This window comes from Ruegeria sp. YTSC004 (assembly GCF_059609805.1).
Genome location: NZ_JBXWMJ010000003.1, coordinates 149,983 through 168,915 on the forward strand (window position 1 = coordinate 149,983; position 18,933 = coordinate 168,915).

17 protein-coding genes and 1 tRNA gene are annotated in these 18,933 nt (G+C 53.6%); 4 read left to right on the top strand and 14 right to left on the bottom strand.

Features of this window, described 5'->3' with window-relative positions:
• Positions 1-25: 25 nt before the first annotated feature.
• Genes rfbA through rfbC form a run of 4 tightly spaced genes read right to left on the bottom strand, consistent with a single transcriptional unit; the run spans position 26 to position 3,382 of the window.
• Positions 26-895 (bottom strand): glucose-1-phosphate thymidylyltransferase RfbA, encoded by an 870-nt coding sequence (gene rfbA / locus AC2FFP_RS07680; protein WP_496726195.1) that lies wholly within the window; start codon positions 893-895, stop codon positions 26-28.
• 11 nt (positions 896-906) lie between these two features.
• Complete coding sequence (gene rfbD, locus AC2FFP_RS07685) at positions 907-1,779, bottom strand: dTDP-4-dehydrorhamnose reductase (protein ID WP_496765799.1); 873 nt, start codon at positions 1,777-1,779, stop codon at positions 907-909.
• Entirely contained in the window at positions 1,776-2,816 is a 1,041-nt protein-coding gene (gene rfbB, locus AC2FFP_RS07690; protein WP_496726193.1) for a dTDP-glucose 4,6-dehydratase, read from the bottom strand. Before rfbB ends, rfbD begins: the two co-directional genes overlap by 4 nt.
• On the bottom strand, positions 2,813-3,382 hold the full coding sequence (rfbC, locus tag AC2FFP_RS07695) for a dTDP-4-dehydrorhamnose 3,5-epimerase (protein WP_496766096.1): 570 nt from the start codon (positions 3,380-3,382) through the stop codon (positions 2,813-2,815). Before rfbC ends, rfbB begins: the two co-directional genes overlap by 4 nt.
• Positions 3,383-3,827: 445 nt before the next feature.
• On the opposite strand from rfbC, the gene AC2FFP_RS07700 reads away from it, so the two are divergent.
• Positions 3,828-5,636, top strand: coding sequence for a hypothetical protein (locus AC2FFP_RS07700; protein ID WP_496880874.1), 1,809 nt, complete (start codon positions 3,828-3,830; stop codon positions 5,634-5,636).
• Between the two features lie 53 nt (positions 5,637-5,689).
• On the top strand, positions 5,690-6,433 hold the full coding sequence (locus AC2FFP_RS07705; protein WP_496844886.1) for a hypothetical protein: 744 nt from the start codon (positions 5,690-5,692) through the stop codon (positions 6,431-6,433).
• A 145-nt stretch (positions 6,434-6,578) separates the two neighbouring features.
• Here AC2FFP_RS07705 and AC2FFP_RS07710 read toward each other — a convergent pair whose 3' ends face one another.
• The 5 genes from AC2FFP_RS07710 to AC2FFP_RS07730 form a co-directional block, all read right to left on the bottom strand.
• The gene (locus tag AC2FFP_RS07710) at positions 6,579-8,555 is read right to left on the bottom strand and encodes an HAD-IA family hydrolase (RefSeq protein ID WP_496844887.1); all 1,977 of its coding nucleotides are present in this window, start codon (positions 8,553-8,555) and stop codon (positions 6,579-6,581) included.
• Between the two features lie 269 nt (positions 8,556-8,824).
• Positions 8,825-9,874 carry an ACR3 family arsenite efflux transporter gene (arsB, locus tag AC2FFP_RS07715; protein WP_496765792.1) on the bottom strand — a complete coding sequence of 350 codons (1,050 nt, stop codon included), beginning with the start codon at positions 9,872-9,874 and terminating at the stop codon, positions 8,825-8,827.
• Positions 9,871-11,136 (bottom strand): organoarsenical effux MFS transporter ArsJ, encoded by a 1,266-nt coding sequence (arsJ, locus tag AC2FFP_RS07720; RefSeq protein WP_496777143.1) that lies wholly within the window; start codon positions 11,134-11,136, stop codon positions 9,871-9,873. The genes arsB and arsJ overlap by 4 nt, the downstream gene beginning before the upstream one ends.
• Complete coding sequence (locus tag AC2FFP_RS07725; protein WP_496777144.1) at positions 11,133-12,131, bottom strand: ArsJ-associated glyceraldehyde-3-phosphate dehydrogenase; 999 nt, start codon at positions 12,129-12,131, stop codon at positions 11,133-11,135. Before AC2FFP_RS07725 ends, arsJ begins: the two co-directional genes overlap by 4 nt.
• Positions 12,128-12,961, bottom strand: coding sequence for an arsenate reductase/protein-tyrosine-phosphatase family protein (locus AC2FFP_RS07730; RefSeq protein WP_496765787.1), 834 nt, complete (start codon positions 12,959-12,961; stop codon positions 12,128-12,130). Before AC2FFP_RS07730 ends, AC2FFP_RS07725 begins: the two co-directional genes overlap by 4 nt.
• 223 nt (positions 12,962-13,184) lie before the next feature.
• Between AC2FFP_RS07730 and AC2FFP_RS07735 the strand changes: the two genes are divergently transcribed.
• Positions 13,185-13,260 (top strand) — tRNA-Thr (locus AC2FFP_RS07735).
• A 359-nt stretch (positions 13,261-13,619) separates the two neighbouring features.
• A complete protein-coding gene (gene bfr / locus AC2FFP_RS07740; protein ID WP_496765786.1) occupies positions 13,620-14,105 on the top strand; it encodes a bacterioferritin in 486 nt (161 codons plus the stop codon).
• A 147-nt stretch (positions 14,106-14,252) separates the two neighbouring features.
• Here bfr and AC2FFP_RS07745 read toward each other — a convergent pair whose 3' ends face one another.
• The 5 genes from AC2FFP_RS07745 to AC2FFP_RS07765 all read right to left on the bottom strand — a co-directional run bounded on the left by AC2FFP_RS07745 (position 14,253) and on the right by AC2FFP_RS07765 (position 18,876).
• Complete coding sequence (locus tag AC2FFP_RS07745) at positions 14,253-14,675, bottom strand: hypothetical protein (RefSeq protein WP_496765785.1); 423 nt, start codon at positions 14,673-14,675, stop codon at positions 14,253-14,255.
• A gap of 225 nt (positions 14,676-14,900) precedes the next feature.
• The gene (gene dxs / locus AC2FFP_RS07750) at positions 14,901-16,829 is read right to left on the bottom strand and encodes a 1-deoxy-D-xylulose-5-phosphate synthase (protein ID WP_496880875.1); all 1,929 of its coding nucleotides are present in this window, start codon (positions 16,827-16,829) and stop codon (positions 14,901-14,903) included.
• A gap of 14 nt (positions 16,830-16,843) precedes the next feature.
• Complete coding sequence (locus AC2FFP_RS07755; protein WP_496765783.1) at positions 16,844-17,710, bottom strand: polyprenyl synthetase family protein; 867 nt, start codon at positions 17,708-17,710, stop codon at positions 16,844-16,846.
• The gene (locus tag AC2FFP_RS07760) at positions 17,711-17,953 is read right to left on the bottom strand and encodes an exodeoxyribonuclease VII small subunit (RefSeq protein ID WP_058272726.1); all 243 of its coding nucleotides are present in this window, start codon (positions 17,951-17,953) and stop codon (positions 17,711-17,713) included.
• Positions 17,950-18,876: a histone deacetylase family protein gene (locus AC2FFP_RS07765; protein WP_496880876.1), complete on the bottom strand. Its 927-nt coding sequence runs from the start codon at positions 18,874-18,876 to the stop codon at positions 17,950-17,952. Before AC2FFP_RS07765 ends, AC2FFP_RS07760 begins: the two co-directional genes overlap by 4 nt.
• Between the last annotated feature and the right edge of the window lie 57 nt (positions 18,877-18,933).

Sequence of the window (18,933 nt, forward strand, 5' to 3'; positions counted from 1 at the left end):
CAGGCGCACTTACTCGGTGCTAGCTTTAATCGCTCAGAAGCGAATGAAGGTAGGCGCCATAAGTCGATTTTGCGAACAGTTTTGCGCGCTTCTCGAGAGCGGCATCATCGATCCATCCATTGCTCCAGGCGATCTCATCAAGGCTACCGGTTTGCATACCCTGACGTTCTGTCAGCGTTCTTACAAAGCTTCCTGCCTCCAGCAGAGTGCCGTGTGTCCCAGTATCCAGCCAAGCGAAGCCCCGACCCATAGTCTGAACATCGAGCAGGTTTTCGTCCAAGTACATTTGCAAAAGCGAAGTAATCTCAAGCTCGCCGCGCTCAGACGGTTGGATTTCTTTAGCCCGCGCCGGCGCGTCACCATCAAGAAAGTAAAGGCCGGTGACTGCGTAGTTTGACGGCGGGTTTTGTGGTTTTTCAACAATCTGACGAACCTTTTGGTCCTCAAAAGCAACAACGCCATACCGCTCTGGGTCGGCGACGCGATATGCAAAAACCGTACCGCCTTGCTTGTTGGCATCTGCCTGGGCCAGCAGACTTGGAAGACCGTGGCCGAAGAAGATATTGTCTCCCAAGATCAATGCCGAAGGAGCGCCGGCGAGGAAATCTTCCGCCAGTGTATAAGCTTGCGCCAACCCGTCAGGAGAGTCTTGCACGATCCACGTCAGTGACAGTCCATATTGACTGCCATCACCAAAGAGGCGAATGAACTGCTCCTGGTCCTGTGGTGTTGTGATGATTGCAACTTCGCGGATCTGCGCCAACATCAATACACTGAGTGGGTAGAAAATCATTGGCTTATCGTAAACTGGTAGCAGCTGTTTGGACACGGCCATCGTAATCGGGTACAGCCGCGTTCCAGAGCCTCCGGCAAGAATAATTCCCTTACGTTGCATGCGTTAACCTTTCAAAATTGGCCTTTTGGGGTCTGACCTAATTGCCTCAGTACCTTGGTTAGCCCGGCTTTCCAGTCAGGGCGAAGAAGCCCATAAGTTTTTTCAAGCCGGGAACAGTCCAGCCGCGAATTTTTTGGGCGGGCAGCAGGCGTCGGGTATGCGCTGGTCGGGATATCTTCAACCGAAATATCTAAGCCTGCCTGTAAAAAAATCTCGCGTGCGAAATCTGCCCAGCTTGCGTCTGGACTTCCTGCATAATGAAACAGGCCACCCTCCACACTGGACCCTGCCTCGGCCATTCTAAGCAATGTAGCTGCGATGTCCGCTGCAGGTGTGGGGCCCCCAACCTGATCGGCAACTATGGTTACGTGGTTTCGTGTTTCCGCCAATCGAAGCATCGACTTGACGAAATTGTTTCCATGCGCCGAGAACACCCAACTTGTACGGAGAATACCATGCCAGCCTCCGGCCGCCGCGACCTTATCTTCGCCTTCCAGTTTAGTACTACCGTATACGCCAAGCGGGCTAGTCGGGTCGTTTGTAGTTCGTGCGAGCGTCCCTGATCCATCAAAGACATAATCCGTCGAGATGTGAATGAACGGAATGCCACGTTCGGCCGCCGCTTGGGCCATAGAACCGGGCGCATCAGCGTTAACGCGCCGAGCGATATCTTTCTCGTCTTCAGCCTTATCGACCGCAGTAAAAGCAGCGGCGTTGATGACCACATCCGCGTTGGTTTTGCTTATGTGGTCTGCGCATGTTTTCGGGTGCGAAAGGTCCGCGTCCTCGCGCCCCAACGCCTCTATTATGATGCCGCGCGCAGGCGCTTGCGCTCGCAACTCTGTGGCGACCTGCCCGCTTCGACCGAAGACAAGTATTTTCATTTGGCAACACCAAGGCGATCGCCAACACCATCCCGCGCTAGAAGTGCATTCAGCCAGGCTTCGTTGTCCAGATACCACTGGACGGTCTGTTCCAATCCTGTCTCAGGGGTATAGTTCGGATGCCAGCCAAGGTCTTCGACAATTCGAGTTGGATCAATCGCATAGCGGCGGTCGTGACCCGGGCGATCAGTTACGAATGTGATCTGTTCTGAGTAAGGTTTCTCTGCCGGACGAAGCCGGTCCAGAATACTGCAGAGCATTTTGACGAGTTCAAGATTTGTCATCTCGTTTTCGCCACCAATGTTGTAGCTTGCACCGACGGCCGCTTTTTCCAGAACAAGCAGCAGCGCCTCTGCATGGTCCTCGACATGCAGCCAGTCGCGGATGTTATCGCCGTTGCCGTAAATCGGTATCGACTGCCCGGACAATGCCTTGAAGACTACGACCGGTATCAGTTTTTCGGGAAACTGATATGGACCATAGTTGTTTGAGCAATTTGTCAGAATGATCGGCAGGCCATAGGTTTCGTGCCACGCGCGTACAAGGTGGTCCGAACTCGCCTTCGATGCTGAATAGGGCGAGTTTGGTTGATAGGGGCTATCTTCGGTAAAAAAACCGGTCTCCCCCAGAGATCCGAAGACCTCATCGGTCGAAATATGGTGAAAACGGAAGTCTGCGGGTTTGCCTGCGTCGGTCCAATAGGCGCGCGCGGCCTCTAGAAGAACGTAAGTGCCCGTGACATTGGTGTCGATAAAGGCAGCTGGACCATCGATTGAGCGGTCTACATGGCTTTCGGCGGCCAGATGCATGATCGCGTCAGGCTTATGTTTCCTGAGCACAGCCTCCATCGCCGAAGCGTCACGAATATCTGCGTGTTCGAAAGCATAGCCTGGCGCATCAGCCGCTACCGCAACATTGTCGAGGCAAGCTGCATACGTCAACGCATCTACGTTGACTACCGAATGACCTTGGGCAACGGCACGACGAACAACGGCAGACCCAATAAAACCGGCGCCTCCAGTGACCAAAAGTTTCATTTGGTGTCCTCAAAAGTAAAGGGGGATTCTTGTTCTGACAGGCGCAGCGCAGCCGCGTCTTTTTCAGATAGCTTTGTTTCGGTTGATGTTAGCGGCCATTCAATGCCGATTTCGGGGTCGCTCCAGTGAACAGCCCCCTCGGTTTCTGGCGCATAAGTGTCTGAACACTTATATACAATTTCGGTGTCCGGCTCCAACGTCATAAACCCATGGGCAAATCCAGCCGGGACAAGTAACATGCGTCCATTTTCAAAACTCAGTTCTTCACCGACCCATCGACCAAACGTCGGAGAACCCTTGCGAATATCTACCGCAACATCGAAGAGTCTTCCACGTCCGCAGCGAACAAGTTTAGCTTGCGCTTTCGGTGGTGCCTGAAAGTGCAGGCCTCGTACCGTTCCGATTTCACTGGACACAGAGTGATTGTCTTGAACAAAAACTGTATCGATCCCGGCGGAAGAGAACTGATCACAGTTGTAGGTCTCTTCGAAAAAGCCTCGGTGATCGCCAAATCGCCTCGGTGTAATCAGCTTCACCTCTGGTATTGAGAGGGTTGTGAATTCCATAATTAACATTACCTGTAGTGCCATTCTGCGGCGCACGCAGAGTAAAGAATGGGCTAACTCAATCGCCATTGCTGGACAATATCCAAATAGGCTTATACTCGAAAATGGAGGCCGGGAAAGTCTCAATGCAGAAAGTTGCATTTTCGAAGGCCTGTTTGCAAATCAGATTACCCACGAGCGACAGTTCACTTGCAGTCAACAAAGCCGTTTACGTTGGCGGATCTCTTCTTGAGGCAATAAGCTGTGTTTTGGGGCATGCCTCAGGTTTGTCAGGGCTTGATGTCAGGTTGTAACACTCGATTGTCGTGCGCTCCTGTTCTATGTTTTGGGGCTCCCGAGGTCATCGGGGAATTAGTTTCAGTGAGTTTGATAGACTACTGGCAGGCGAGTTCGATGCTTGGTATCAACAGCGCTGAATTCTTATTCACCTCGTGTTGGAGTGTCTATGCTGTCGCAGGAACGAAACAAAGCTGAAGTCGTTCGACGGACGGGATGCACATTCTCCACAATTTCGAACCTAATCGAAAACCACGACGTTATCGCCTTCGATGTTTCGAAGACATTGTTGTCGCGCGGCGTGTTAAGTGTGGATGGCGTTTTCCGTTTCATAGAGAAGTCACTCGGTGTCGACGGTTTTTATGGCGCAAGACTAAAAGCGGAGCAGCTTGCTCGGAGGCGTTTTGGGACAACCGAAGCGTCCGAGATTAGTTTACACGAAATTTATAGCCTTCTTGCAGTTCTTCTGCCGGACAACACCGTGACGTCTGACGATGAAAGAGAGTTCGAAGAAAAGTTCCACTTTTTAAATCAAGCCTTTGTTATGATTGCCACAGTTGCTCGGGCTAAAGGGAAGCAATTGGTCGGTATTAATGACACGAGACTGAATAAAGACCAATTATCGAGGCTATTGAAATCACATGGGATTGAACTGGATGCGCTAATTAGCCCTACGGAAGGCCGTCACTTTCTTTTGAAAGTTGCAGCCAATGAGGAGGTCGCACCGAACCGTGTCCTGCATTTTTGCCAGCGCGAATTCGCGAACATGAACGTTGACGTGGACTGCGCTTTGACAGCAATTCATGTAAACCAACACAGCGATTGCCTTAGGCAGGATGATGCTCCATTTGTTGATCAAGACCGCGGAGAATATACGTTCACCTCGGACTTGATTTTCGGCCAGATCGCAGCGCGAATGCCTCATGTCGATCCCGAGGAACCCGATCTTTATAGTTTCGGCTTCAATGTTTGCGGGCCGGTATTGCTGGGGTTCTGTGACTATATTGCGGAACGTTCAATACAAGATGGGTTCGATGAACTGCTTCTTCCGCCTGGCCAGCACCACATTATTGAGCAATCTCTGAGCATTCTGAAACTGCCGTTAACAAGCTACTCGATCAGCGATGTGAAAGAAGCTTTTGACGGTGAATTCTTGGATGCTTCTGCTGTAGAACGCAAACAATTGCAGAAGCGTATCGACGCATGGACGGTTCAAGGTTCAAAAAACATTGCTATCGCGGATATCGATGGCAGTGCACCGGACATTAAATTTCTGTCTTCATTAAGAGTGCATCGGTATTGTATTTGTGGTCAAAGTTCTCCCAGCCGAGAGGCAAGGGCTTCAGCCTACCTTTTTGACGGTTTGAATGCGATGAGCACCGATATGTCCGTAAGGGTAGGCCCAGTTCTGTCAGATTTTTTGTTCGTCAATCCTGATACGTCCTTCCCACATCTGAATTCGGGGAACGACATATCTTTGTCTTTGAGTGCAAAATGTGAAATGAACGCCGATATTGGCCTCCTCGCTTCAATTTGTGTCCAACGAGGGGCTCTCGATTTCCTCCGCATGATCGCGCCAAGAAAAGACGCGTTAGATCGTCGGGAACTAAAAGACTTCAACCTTTTCTGTCTTACGCGACTGATCACAACACCGACCGAAAGGGAATATCGGGCATTCGAGAATGTTCCGTTTCCGCGATGCAAGGGTGAGAGTGAATGGAGAACTGTCGAGTCTTACTGGAAGCCTAAGTCAATCTCGTCAAAGTACCTGGACAATTCTAGTAGGCAAAATCAAGAGCAGCAGTTGCACAACTACGATCTCATGCTGCCAAATTCCATTAAGCAATTATCTACTCGAGACGACATTGGGCAACTAGATTGGCGCCGTATAATGTACCGCCACCCGCTGAAGGTCTCGTACTGGAACTCAGTACGGCGGTATCAGCGTCGAACACAAAGAGAGTTGGGTCAGAAATGACAGTTTCTAACAGCGACCCGTTGAAGATATTCGTTCCGTTTGTGAACGAAAAGATGGCAACTGAACTGTTCTCTCGAAACAAGTTTTTGTTTGAAAGGGATATTCATCTGATTGACAACCGCGGTCGATCAGCAGGCCTGCCGACGCTATACAATGAGGTTATAGAAAAGTACTTGAACGAGGACATGTGGCTTTTTTTCGTACATGAAGACTTCGAAGTTCAGGGAGAGTTGTTTGACACAGAGAACTTGGCACTTGAAGCAATTTACGGAACCTTTGGAGTAAGGCTGGATGGGCATGCACCGGCCGGGTTTGGTCAGCATAAGTGTAGTGAAAAAGACGGCTCTTCGGTGCTACAGGTCGGTCTGCCGGTGACTGCACCAACTTGGGTTGAAACACTGGATTGTGTGGCGATTCTAATTCACACTCGGTTACTTAGGGATCGGCCCGGGTTGCGGTTTGATGAGACCCTAACGTTCGACCTTTACGCCGAAGACCTGTGTATTAACGCGCAGGAGAATTTTGGGATTCCTGTGATAGTTTTACCCGTCGAGTTCCAACACTATTCAAAGGGTTTTGTTACAGAGCGTTATTGGCTTGGAATCAAGCACTTGGGTGAAAAATATCCTAATGTTGGCGTGCCCGGAAGTTGCTCATTCATTGGTGGGAAATCGCAAGAATTGGAGGCCCGCTACACTTATGACATTCCGGCTAACAGAAAAAAGCGGCGCGACAAAGAAGCAAGAAAAGCTCGAAACTCTTCGAGAGCCTGGCGATTGTTCAGAAAACGATCATAGGCGACGAATTTGCCCTGACGGCTTTACACCTCGAAATCTATTCAGGTTACGACATTAAAACGTTCTTCATCGTGACCGGCGAGATTTTCAAGGTGAGCAAAGCCTGCGTTCGCGAACTCTGTCAGACTATCAACACTGCATAGGGCTATAACTTAATTTTTTTTCTTTTTCGCAAAACAAATTTCAGTAAGGCATATGACAAGGGATTGAGTTGCGATCCATAGGCAGCACGCCACCGGCTGCTTTTGGCGTTTTGATAATGTGTGCTGCGTTCACCAATGCGCGTCAAACTCTCACCGGTTGTGTCACCTACGCCATCGAAGATTCTTACATTCTTGAACCTAAGGGCATCTTGGCGATGCGGTTTACTCAGGAAATGACGCATGTCTCGCTCATCCTTCGGGTTGGTGTATTTTGCCAACGTCTCTGTCGACATTGCCCGTAGTACGGACTCGATTGCTTGTAGGGCGGAATCTTGAATTTTCTTGGCGCGCTGGAGGTTGGCTGCCTCCAACTCGCTGAGTTCAGCGGTGACCCAAGAAATATCACCGGATTCACTTTGCTGCAGCCCAAGGACGCTGCCATGATTTGCCGAACAGAGAAACTCCACGATATCCCGAAAATCCGTGAACCATGGCGTTAAATGGGAAGGAAGACCATTTGACGCTGTAAAACTCTCATATTCCAAGCCGTTGCGACGTAGGATTGATGTGGCATGCCGACTTGTGCCGAAGTAAAGGCCCAGGATATCCGCTTCTGCATCAACAATCTCGCAAATTGAGCGCTGTAGACTGCCGCGCCAACCTACGTCAAAGACGGCCGTGCTAGAACCTGCCGGGAAGGCCGAACGATAGTACTTTTTTAGAGCGGCGCGCTCGTGGGCAAACGACTGAAAAAAGGTGTCCGGACTTTCCTTTAGAAGTCTCAAGATTTTTTTTCGCGCTTTTCGCGTTAGTGGGTCCGTTCCACTTAGGCCATGATTGGCAAAAAGATCTGTTAAGATCGGCCCGCCGGAGATTTTGCCCAGAAATTCGTCCAGTGTCTCCGAGCTTTCTAAGGTGGTGTGAAGCATCCCGCCAATAGTGTTCGGCTCCAAAACTGTGAATGGAAGCGTGAGTAATCGCCGGGAGGCAGCTATGTACTGCGTGTCATATTCATTTGGCCACAAAAGTTCGAATGCTGCTTTAGGAAACATGCCATCGCGAGCAAGAAATGCGATGCGTGAGATGCCCCTATCGTCCATTTCCCGCTTCATCCAGATAAGCATTGATGTGATCAATGGTGCGATCAATACGGCCCCAATGGCCTCAAAGTACTGATCCTCAGACAAAGTACGGAAGTCCAGCTTTTCAGAATCGTAGTGATGCGTTTCCAGAAAATTTGCCGAAAAAATCTGAGATATGGGACGCGATCCCGAAAGCATATTGGAATGGTGCTTTGGTTTTGGAGATCTGGCAGGTACGTCCTTGCTAGCCAAGACTACATGGGACTGCATACCTGCGCTGGCAGCCATTTTGCCATCGGCATGTTTGTTATCACCGATATGTAATATTTTTTCGTGTGGAACACCAAAGTACTCAGCCACCTCTTCGAACAAGTTGCCAGTATGTTTGGTCTTTCCTTGCTCGTTCGAAACGAAGACGCGTTCCCATCCGACAATTCCTTTTGCCTCCAGCACTTTCTCAAGAAAGTTTTGGGGAAGGTACATATCCGACGTGATGACAAGTCGTTTCTTTGTGTTTTTTAGCTTGGCCACCAACTTTCTTCCAAAATTGGTGGCGTGAAGCAGGTCCATTTCCGTTTCTAGTTCGAGCTGTTTGATCTGCTCAGTTTGCGTACCGCTACAATTCGTGAGTTGTTGAAAACAAAAATAAATCTCGTCTAACGAAACGTCCTCCAGTCCTTTCTGGTCTGCGTCTTCCCGAGCCAATTGCTCGGCTGCGACCCGATAGTCCTTAAAATACTCGGTCACCTGCCTTGTTTCTATGTGCTCCTCCATGAAACCGAAGGCATCAATGGGAGAGTTGCAATGGCGAAAGAGGAGGGTGTCGAAGATGTCCACAGACAGGAAATCGTAATCACCGATCTTGGAAAGCACTGCGCTACTGGAAGACACATTCATTGTTTTTCTGCGATTGCTTATTAATGCCAAAATAGTCTCACGCTAACTAGGTTTGTCTGAATTGATGCTTGCGTCAGGGCTCGACAAAAGCACTGACTCACTCTTGCGCAGAAATTCGGTTAATGCAGACGACTTATCAAGCTGAAATTGAACTTCGTCCATTTTCGACAGCTGCTGAAGCACGAGTAGTACTTCGAGACAAAGCGTTAGTGAACCCGAGTTTTCGGTTCACTTTACGCTTTTGGGTGATCTCCGCGACTGACCATTTGTCAGTTGGAATTGAGTGTTTTTTTAGAGTATTGCGTTTCGACTGCTGGAAAACGCGCCCGTGTACGGTTTGCGAAGGCAACCAGTGACAGCATAACCGGAACTTCAACCAGAACACCTACGACCGTCGCCAGCGCTGCTCCCGAGTTCAATCCGAACAGGCTGATGGCCACAGCGACGGCCAGCTCAAAGAAGTTTGACGTGCCGATCATGGCGCAGGGTGCGGCGATCCGGTGCGGCACTTTCAAAGCAAAGGCTGTGCCGTAGGCCAGGGCAAAGATACCGTAGCTCTGGATCAGAATTGGCACTGCGATCAAGACAATCACCAGTGGTTTGGCCAGAATGGTCTGCCCCTGCAAGCCGAACAGAATGACGACCGTGGCGATCAGGCCCATGACCGACCACGGCTTGACGCGTGCGGAAAACGCATCGATTGCCTCCTGCGATCCCAGTTTGTGTCGGGTGAAGAGGCCGGCGATCAGCGGCAATACGACATATAGAACAGTTGCCAGAACCAGCGTTTGCCATGGAACCTGGATATCGGTCACGCCCAGCAGAAAGGCCACGATCGGGGCGAATGCCACCACCATGATCAAGTCGTTCACGGAAACCTGCACCAGCGTATAGGTCGCATCGCCCCTGGTCAGCTGAGACCAGACGAACACCATAGCGGTGCAGGGCGCGGCACCCAGCAGGATCAGCCCGGCGGTGTATTGCGCCGCGTCTTCGGGTTTAATCCATGGCGCAAAGACGTGGTCAAAGAACAGAACCGCCAGAAAGGCCATGGTGAACGGCTTAATCAGCCAGTTGACCACCAGCGTCACGATCAACCCGCGTGGTTGCCGGGCAACGCCCGCCACTGCGCCGAAATCCACGCCGACCATCATGGGGTAGACCATCGCCCAGATCAGCAAAGCTACCACAAGATTGACGCTGGCCACTTCGGCCGAGGCGATCAGTTGAACTAGGCCGGGTGCAACCAGTCCGATCAATACGCCGCCAACCATTGCCAGCGCGACCCAGACGGTCAGGTAGCGTTCGAAGATGCTCATGAATATACCTCATTCGTCTGGTCGGTTAGTTTGCCGGATGTCAGGGCGGCCAGCGCGACCATTGCAGCAGCGGTGCCCAGAACCAGTGGAAGCCCGCCAATCTGATAAGTAAGTCCCGACAGAACAGTGCCGACCAGACGGCCCGTCGCGTTGGCCATGTAGTAAAAACCCACATCCATCGTCACACGCTCGGACTTGGTGAAGGCCAGGATGAGGTATGAGTGCAGCGCTGAATTGACGGCGAAGATTGCCCCGAAGGCCAAAAGACCCACGACCAGCGTAATGGTCAGCCATGTCTCAGGGCCGGATGAGAGCAGAACCGCGATGGTCAGGGCAGCAGGCACACAAAACAGCGCCGCGGCCCAATTCTTGGCTGCGTGGATAAGGTCCCCTTCCGGGCGTTCTTTTGCACGCAGGATTTTCGGCGCGCTGGCCTGAACAGCTCCGTAAAGTATGACCCAAACGGCCATGAATGTGCCGATCATAAAAAACGCGGCACGGTTGCCATCCTCGGTTCCGTCCGACAGAACTGCGTAAAAATAGATCGGAATGCCGACCACGAACCACACGTCCCGCGCCCCAAACAAGAAGACACGAGCGGCGGATAGCCAGTTCACATTGGCGGATTTTGAGAAGACCTCGGAGAACTTGGCGCCTTTGCGCCCTTTGGGCAGGCCGGTCGGCATGAACAGGATGACGGCGACGAGGAATGCGGCAAGTATGATCGCCATTGCCAGAACGGCCCACATAAAGCCCACTGTCGCCAACAGTGCCGCCCCAAGCAGAAACCCAAACCCTTTCACAGCGTTCTTGGAGCCAGTCAAAATCGCGACCCAGCGAAACAACCCTCCGCCCTCAGTCGGGGCCAGCAGTTTGACGGCGGATTTTGAGGACATCTTGGCCAGATCCTTTGCAACGCCGCTGGCCCCTTGCACGATCATCACAAAGACTACTTTTACCGGAATCGCCCAATTAGGGTCTAATTGCGTAAGAACCAACAACGCTCCAATCTGCAGTGCCAGCCCCGCATAAAGCGTCGATGTCAGCCCGAACCGCGCCGCGACCCAACCTGCGGCAAGGTTCGTGCCCATGCCGGCGATCTCATACAGAACAAACAGATATGCCAACTGAACCGGCGAGAATCCCATGCTGTGAAAGTGCAGCAGCACCAGCATACGCAGGGCCCCGTCAGTCAGCATGAAGGCCCAATAGGCTGCTGTGACCGCGATATAGGCCGACATACCTTCGGGCCTTTCAGTCACAGCGAGGCACCAACCATCAGGGCAACGTCGACCAGACGATGGGCGTAACCCATTTCATTGTCGTACCAGGCATAGATCTTCACCTGCGTGTCGTTCACTACCATGGTCGAAGGCGCATCTACAATCGAGGACCGTTCGTCGTTGGTGTAGTCGGTGGAAACTAGCGGCCGCGTCTCATAGCCAAGGATATCTTTCAACTCACCTTCGGCCGCGGCCTTGAAAAGCGCGTTGACCTCTTCGGCGGTGGTTTCGCGCTCAACCTCGAAGACGCAATCCGTCAGCGAGGCATTCAGCAATGGAACCCTCACCGCGTGGCCGTTCAGCCGCCCCTTGAGTTCTGGGTAGATCAGCGTGATAGCCGTGGCCGAACCAGTAGTGGTCGGGATCAGAGAGTTCAAAGCAGACCGCGCCCTGCGCAGATCTTTGGCGGGGCGATCCACGATGGTTTGCGTATTGGTCACGTCGTGAATTGTGGTCATTGATCCGTGGCGAATACCAAGGTTTTCGTGGATGACCTTGACCACTGGGGCCAAACAATTGGTCGTGCAGGAGGCCGCTGTCACGATGCTGTGGACATCCGGATCATAAGTGTCCTCATTCACGCCCATAACGATGTTGGCGGTCGGGCCATCCTTGACGGGGGCCGAGACAACAACCTTTTTCACGCCTGCCTCAAAATAGGGGGCCAGCTTGGCTTGGGTCTTGAAGACACCGGTGCAGTCGATCACCACATCGACTCCGTCCAGCGGCAGTTCCGCCAAATCTCTGGTGCCGATAAAGGGCAGACGTGTGCCGTTGATCGTAACGCTGTCGGCATCATGTGCGAACGTGGCATCCCAGCGGCCATGAACCGTGTCAAACTCCAGCAGGTGCGCGTGCATTTCGGGGCCACCGACTGAATCATTAATCCAGGCGATCTTTGCGCCTTTGTCCAGCAGCGGTTTCAAGGCCAGTTTTCCCATCCGGCCCAACCCATTCACAGCATAAGTCGTCATTTCATGTCCTCAGTGGGCGTTCTGCCGATGTCATCAACAGCAGTTTGCAGTGCGATCCGGTCGAGGCTTTCGACCGGCAAAGACGTAAAGGCCTCAATCCGGCGCTTGAGCGCGCCATATGCATGTTGAAATGCAAGGCTTCTTTCGGCATCCGTGCCCTCGGCCCTGACCGGGTCCGGCATGCCCCAATGGCCACTGATTGGCTGGCCTTCCCAAGCGGGGCATTCCTCATTTGCGGCCTGATTGCAGACCGTGAAGACGAAATCCATCTCGGGCGCGCCGGGGGTTGCAAACTCGGACATGTTCTTGGACCGCAGGATGGATGTGTCATGCCCTTTGTCGTCCAGAACTTGCACGGCCATCGGGTTGAGCTCGGATGTGGGCTGCGTACCAGCCGAGTAAACGTTGAACCGGTCACCCCCCAGGGTGCGCAGCAGGGATTCCGCAAAAATCGAGCGGGCAGAATTGCCCACACACAAAAACAAGACGTTGAACTTCCGGTCTGTCGCGGCCTCATTTCCCAGAGAAAATGGCATGCAGATGTCAGGGCGACCGCGACAGCAATCGACGATCAGATAATCAAGCATCTGCTGCACGTTTTTCATTTCAATCGAATAGAGAAGTGATGTCCCGGAACGTTCCTGCTTGACCAGCCCCGAACGCTGAAGCGCGTTCAGATAGTTCGACAAGGTGCTGGCCTTCAGGTCGAGTTCCGCCGCCAGCTCTCCTGCCGGGACGCTGTCAGGAAAACGTCGCATGAGCATGCGAAACACAAGGATACGCTGCGGATGACCCAGGATGGCCAACTGGTCTGTTATCTGTTCTATCATATTTCATGAAATATTAAAATAAGACAACCCAGTCAACCGAAAATACATGGCCATCGAAGGTGAGCGTAAGCGTTGGAACAGGCGTGATATTCTTGCTGGAGCGTGGTGATGGAATGGGCTTCAAGCGATCTGAGCTGCGGGAATCACCATCACACACCGGTAGGCGTCCGAGGATATCGAGACTTGCACGCATCTGCCCGAGGGTTTAAAGGAACCGTCGCTTGCCTCAATAGCTCAGCTGGTAGAGCAGGTCCTTCGTAAGGACAAGGTCGGGGGTTCGAGTCCCTCTTGAGGCACCACGTTCCCCTGTAAAGTTATGCTAAACTAGCGGCCTACCTCGTATCTCACTTTTGGTTCGATCCTGCGGGCTATCATCGGATGCTAGCGCAGCTCAATCTCCGGAGCTGTTTGCCCGCGTAATTTTGATCCGCAAGGGCCATGCTTCCGATCGGTAAGCAGGTATCAGGGAATCGTAAGTGTGGTGGAAAAACGCTTTCAAGTGACGGGTTCTGATTCAAACGAGAATCGTCAGGAAACTTGCAAATACCTGTTTCAAAACAGATATTTGAAGGTTTCGGGTTAAGCCGCTCTGGTGGTAGCATTCAGCTTAAAAAGTTGTTTCCACGCCAGTTCTTAGACACAGCCAAGGAGTTTCATCATGAAAGGTGACAAAAAGGTAATTGAATACCTGAACAAAGCTCTGCGCCACGAACTAACGGCCGTCAGCCAATACTGGTTGCATTATCGCCTGCAAGACGATTGGGGTCTTGGCAGCATGGCCAAGAAAAGCCGTGAAGAATCCATTGAAGAGATGGAACACGCCGACAAACTGATTGAACGTATCATCTTTCTGGAAGGGCATCCCAACCTGCAGAAACTTGATCCCCTGCGGATCGGTGAAAACCCGCGTGAAACGCTGGAATGCGATCTTGCAGCAGAGCAAAGCGCGCGGGCGCTTTACAAGGAAGCGCGGGATGTCTGCAAAGAGGCCGGAGACTATGTCTCAATGGGATTGTTCGAAAGCCTGATGTCGGATGAAGAAGGTCATATCGACTTTCTAGAGACGCAGATCGAACTGTATGATCGCATCGGGCCCGAGCTTTTCGCGCAACTCAATGCAACGAAGATGGAAGACGCCGACTAACCTGTAGTGGTGGTTATCGGGCGAGTTTCAGCGACCGCCGTGAACAGGACATCAGGCTCTGGATAAAACCGAACTCTGTTTTCAGTTCAATGTGTGCCTGCGCGAATGACCTGACGGGAACAGCCGCGGTATTGAGATGCTAGCGTTCTAAGCGCATTCCTGCACGCCGAGGTTTATCAGGTACTCACCCGTCACATAAAAAAGCTCATTGGGCCCGGCGAACCTTGCTTTGGACATGAACCAGTTTCTGATCGGATTTGGGTAGTAGCTAGATAGTGACGCGCTTTTCCTGTCGAACTCATCTGCCGTCATTTTCGTTCGGTTTGGGTGATGGGGGCCGTGAAAGCCAAAGATCGTCTCGGGCGAAACGCAAACATCGTCAGCACCCAGCAGCATGGTGCAACTAGAGTGGCAATAGTCCCCGTTGATCTGGAATTGCGCGTTGGTCCGGTTGGCGATTTCGATCTGGACCATGCGATCCACAATCCGCCCCCCCGGATCATTGCCAACCTGAATCTCTTTTGAACTTGCCGCCACGCTCATCAAAAAAAGCGCGACCAAAACTGCCATGATGTTTCTCATCCGCCCGCCTGCTCAAGGGTGGAGTTTTTGTTTTTCTTACTACTATCAGAAATGCGGGGAAGCGGGAACGCTGCGCCGGGACTCAAGCGGTTCCTGTGTTCTCAAGGACTCACCCAAAAGCGACTGAATTCGGCGGCTGCCCGAAATTTCCGTCAAGAGCGGTGCTTGCAGATTTTCCAACAACGGTGAAATTCAGTTGCCTAGCTTCATGCCTCAGGCGCGTTTTTCGCCGATGGTTGCTACACCCAGAACGGATAGCACTTTGGCCTCGATTTGCTCGGCATTCAGGCCCGCTACTGTATACATATCTGCGGGGTTGGCCTGGTCGATAAAGGTATCAGGCAGAACCATCGAGCGATACTTGAGACCCTGGTCAAAGACGCCTTCATCGGCCAAAAGTTGGGCAACATGGCTGCCAAAGCCGCCGATGGCACCTTCTTCAATGGTGATCAACGCCTCGTGGTTGGCGGCCAGATCCAAAATCAGGTCGTGGTCCAAGGGCTTGGCAAATCGAGCATCAGCGATAGTGGGGGTGATCCCACGCGCAGTCAAAGCTTCGGCCGCTTTCTGCACTTCGGCCAGCCGTGTCCCGAAGGACAACAGTGCGACCCGTGCGCCTTCTTGGATGATCCGGCCTTTGCCGATTTCCAGAACCTCGCCACGTTCCGGCAAGTCGACGCCGACACCTTCGCCGCGAGGATAGCGGAACGCAATCGGGCCTTCATTATGCGCGACAGCGGTGGCCACCATATGCACCAACTCGGCCTCATCCGCTGCGGCCATGACCACGATGCCGGGCAGGTTGGACAAATAGGCGATATCGAACGACCCCGCATGGGTCGCGCCATCTGCGCCCACCAACCCTGCACGGTCGATCGCAAAACGAACCGGCAGGCGCTGAATGGCCACGTCATGCACGACCTGATCGTATCCACGCTGCAAAAATGTGGAATAAATTGCGCAGAAGGGCTTCATCCCCCCCGCAGCCAGAGCGGCGGCGAAGGTCACACCGTGTTGTTCGGCAATCGCCACATCGAAACAGCGCGACGGATAGCGTTCCGCAAACAGGTTCAGCCCGGTTCCGTCGGGCATCGCGGCCGTGACAGCAACGATCTTGTCATCGCATGCGGCCTCTTCCACCAGGGTTTTGCCAAAGACCGACGTGTAAGATGGTGCGTTTGAGGGCGCTTTCTTCTGCTCCCCCGTTACCACGTCGAACTTTGCTGTCGCGTGACCTTTGTCCCTGGCTTGCTCGGCGGGGGCGTACCCCTTGCCCTTCTTTGTCAGCACGTGGATCAGGATCGGGCCAGTGGCGCGGGCCTTGACCGTGCGCAGGACAGGCAACAGCTGATCCATATCGTGCCCGTCGATTGGACCGAGATAAGAAAAGCCCAGCTCCTCAAACAATGTGCCGCCCACGGCCATGCCCTTGAGCATCTCCTTGGCGCGTTTTGCCCCTTCGCGGAAAGGTTCCGGCAACAAAGACACCGCACCTTTGGCGGCGGCTTTCAGGTCGTGAAACGGTTCTTCCGCATAAATGCGTGACAGGTAATTGGACAGCGCGCCAACTGGCGGTGCGATGCTCATTTCATTGTCATTGAGAATGACGATCAGGCGTTTCTTCAGGTGGCCGGCGTTGTTCATCGCCTCAAAGGCCATGCCGGCAGACATCGAGCCGTCACCGATCACGGCGATCGCATCACCCAATCCCTCGGGGGTCACGCCGCCCAGATCGCGAGCGACGGCAAAACCCAACGCAGCGCTGATCGAGGTCGAACTGTGCGCCGCGCCAAACGGGTCATAGGGGCTCTCGCTGCGCTTGGTGAAGCCGCTCAGCCCGTCCTTCATGCGAAGGGTACGGATACGGTCGCGCCGTTCGGTCAGGATTTTGTGCGGATAGCACTGATGACCAACGTCCCAGATGATCTTGTCGCGCGGCGTGTCGAACACGGCGTGCAGGGCGGTCGTCAATTCGACCACGCCCAGACCCGCGCCCAGATGCCCACCGGTGACAGACACGGCCGAGATTGTCTCGGACCGCAACTCCTGCGCCACCTGATGCAATTGCGCGTCCGAAAACTGCTTGAGATCCGCAGGGCGGTTCACAAGGTCCAGCAGGGGCGTGTTCGGGCGGTCAGACATTTGGCGTTCCTGGCTTAGCTGTCCCGGGCAATAACGAAGCGGGCCGCGTCCTTCAAGGTTTCAGCCTTGGCACCGTATCCATCCAACGCCGCGCAGGCCTGATCGACCAGTTCTACAGCGCGGGATTTTGCGGCGTTCAGACCCAAAAGCGAAACAAACGTGGCCTTGCCTGCCTCGGCATCTTTTTGCAATCGTTTGCCGGCCTTCTCGGCATCACCTTCAACATCCAGAATGTCATCAGCGATCTGAAAAGCAAGGCCAAGCGCCTGGGCATATTGGCGCAAGGGTTCGGGATCTGCCTGGGCCAACCGCGCACCGGCGCAGGCGGACCATTCAATCAGCGCCCCGGTCTTACCAGCCTGCAGCGTGGTGATCTGCTCCAATGTCAGGGGCGCGGCCGTTGTTTCAGCCGCCATATCCAGCGCTTGCCCCAGCACCATTCCCTGCGCACCGCTTGCTTTGGCCAGGGTTAGAGCCAATTCAGCACGAACCTCTGCATTTCCGACCTCGGGCCGGGTGCACAGCTCAAAGGCCAATGTCTGCAGGGCATCACCGGCCAGAACGGCGGTGCCTTCGTCCCACTTTAAGTGCACGGTCGGACGTCCACGACGCAGATCGTCATCGTCCATGCAGGGAAGGTCATCATGGACCAGCGAATAGGCGTGCAGCGCTTCGATGCCTGTCGCAGGCCAGATTGCCTGTGTTGAGTCGATGCCATGCATCCGCGCGCTTTCCAGCACGAGAAACCCACGCAATCGCTTGCCGCCCTGCGTGGTGTAGGCCATCGCCCGGGTAACATCCAATTCGTCCAGCGCGCTCAGGACCAGATCGAACTGAGCCTGAATCCGCGAGGCATCCTGCGCCAGAATTTCCTTGAACATTTACTGACCTTCGACAGGCGTCGTCCCGGTTGGCTGCCCATTGGCGTCCAACGTGATTGCCGCAACCTTTTCTTCAGCCCGCTTCAATTCGTCTTCGCAGCGTTTCTTCAACGCGGCACCGCGCTCATACAACGCAATGGACTGATCCAGCGCCACGTCCCCACGCTCCAACTGGCCGACAACGGCCTCAAGCTCTTTCATCGCTTGTTCGAATGTCATCTGATCAACAGGAGTATCGGTCATCGGGCTGCCTTCATCAGTTCTTCCACATGGGCACGAGTGGCCTCGGCCAGGGCGTTCAGATCATACCCGCCCTCCAAAGTCGAGACGATACGACCTTCACACAGCTCATCGGCGATCTTGCACAGCTCGGCTGTAACCCAAGCAAAATCGCCTGTAGACCAGTTCAAGTTGGCCAGCGGATCGTCCTGATGCGCATCAAAACCTGCCGAGATGATGATCAGTTCCGGCTTGAATGCGCGCAACCTCGGGAAGGCTTGCGTCTCGTAAGCTGTCCGCATCTCGGCCCCACCAGTGCCGGGTGCCAGCGGGATGTTCAAAACGGTCTCATAAGCGCCGGTTTCATCCGGGCGCCCCGATCCAGGCCACAGCGGCATTTGCTGGCTGGTGATCACCAGTGCACCTCTTTCATCCCACAGCAGATCCTGCGTGCCGTTTCCGTGGTGAACGTCGAAATCAACAACAGCTACGCGCTTCAATCCATGATGATCCAATGCGTGTTTGGCAGCCAGCGCGGCGTTTCCAAACAGGCAGAACCCCATTGCCGTTTCGGTCTCGGCATGGTGACCGGGCGGGCGGATGGCGCAAAACGCATTCGAGGCTTCGCCGCCCAAAACCATGTCTACTGCGCGCACGACCGCCCCGGCAGCGCGATAGGCTGCATCGACCGACCCCGGCGACATGAAGGTGTCGCCGTCAATCTGTTTGAAGCCATCGGATGGCCTGCTATTTCGAATTTCACGGATATGGCTTTCCGGATGCACGCGCAGCAAGTCGTCATCCGCCGCCAAAGGGGCGGTTACACGTGTCAGTTCCAAGCCTTCTAACGCATGCAGAATATGCTCTAACCGCGCCACCCTCTCGGGGTGACCTTGCGGTGTCACGTGATCAAGGCAATCTGCGTGGGTCAAAAGGGCGGTTGTCATCGGGATCCCATCTTCATCTGGCCAAAAATATCCTCGCCCAAGGCAAGAAAGCGCCGC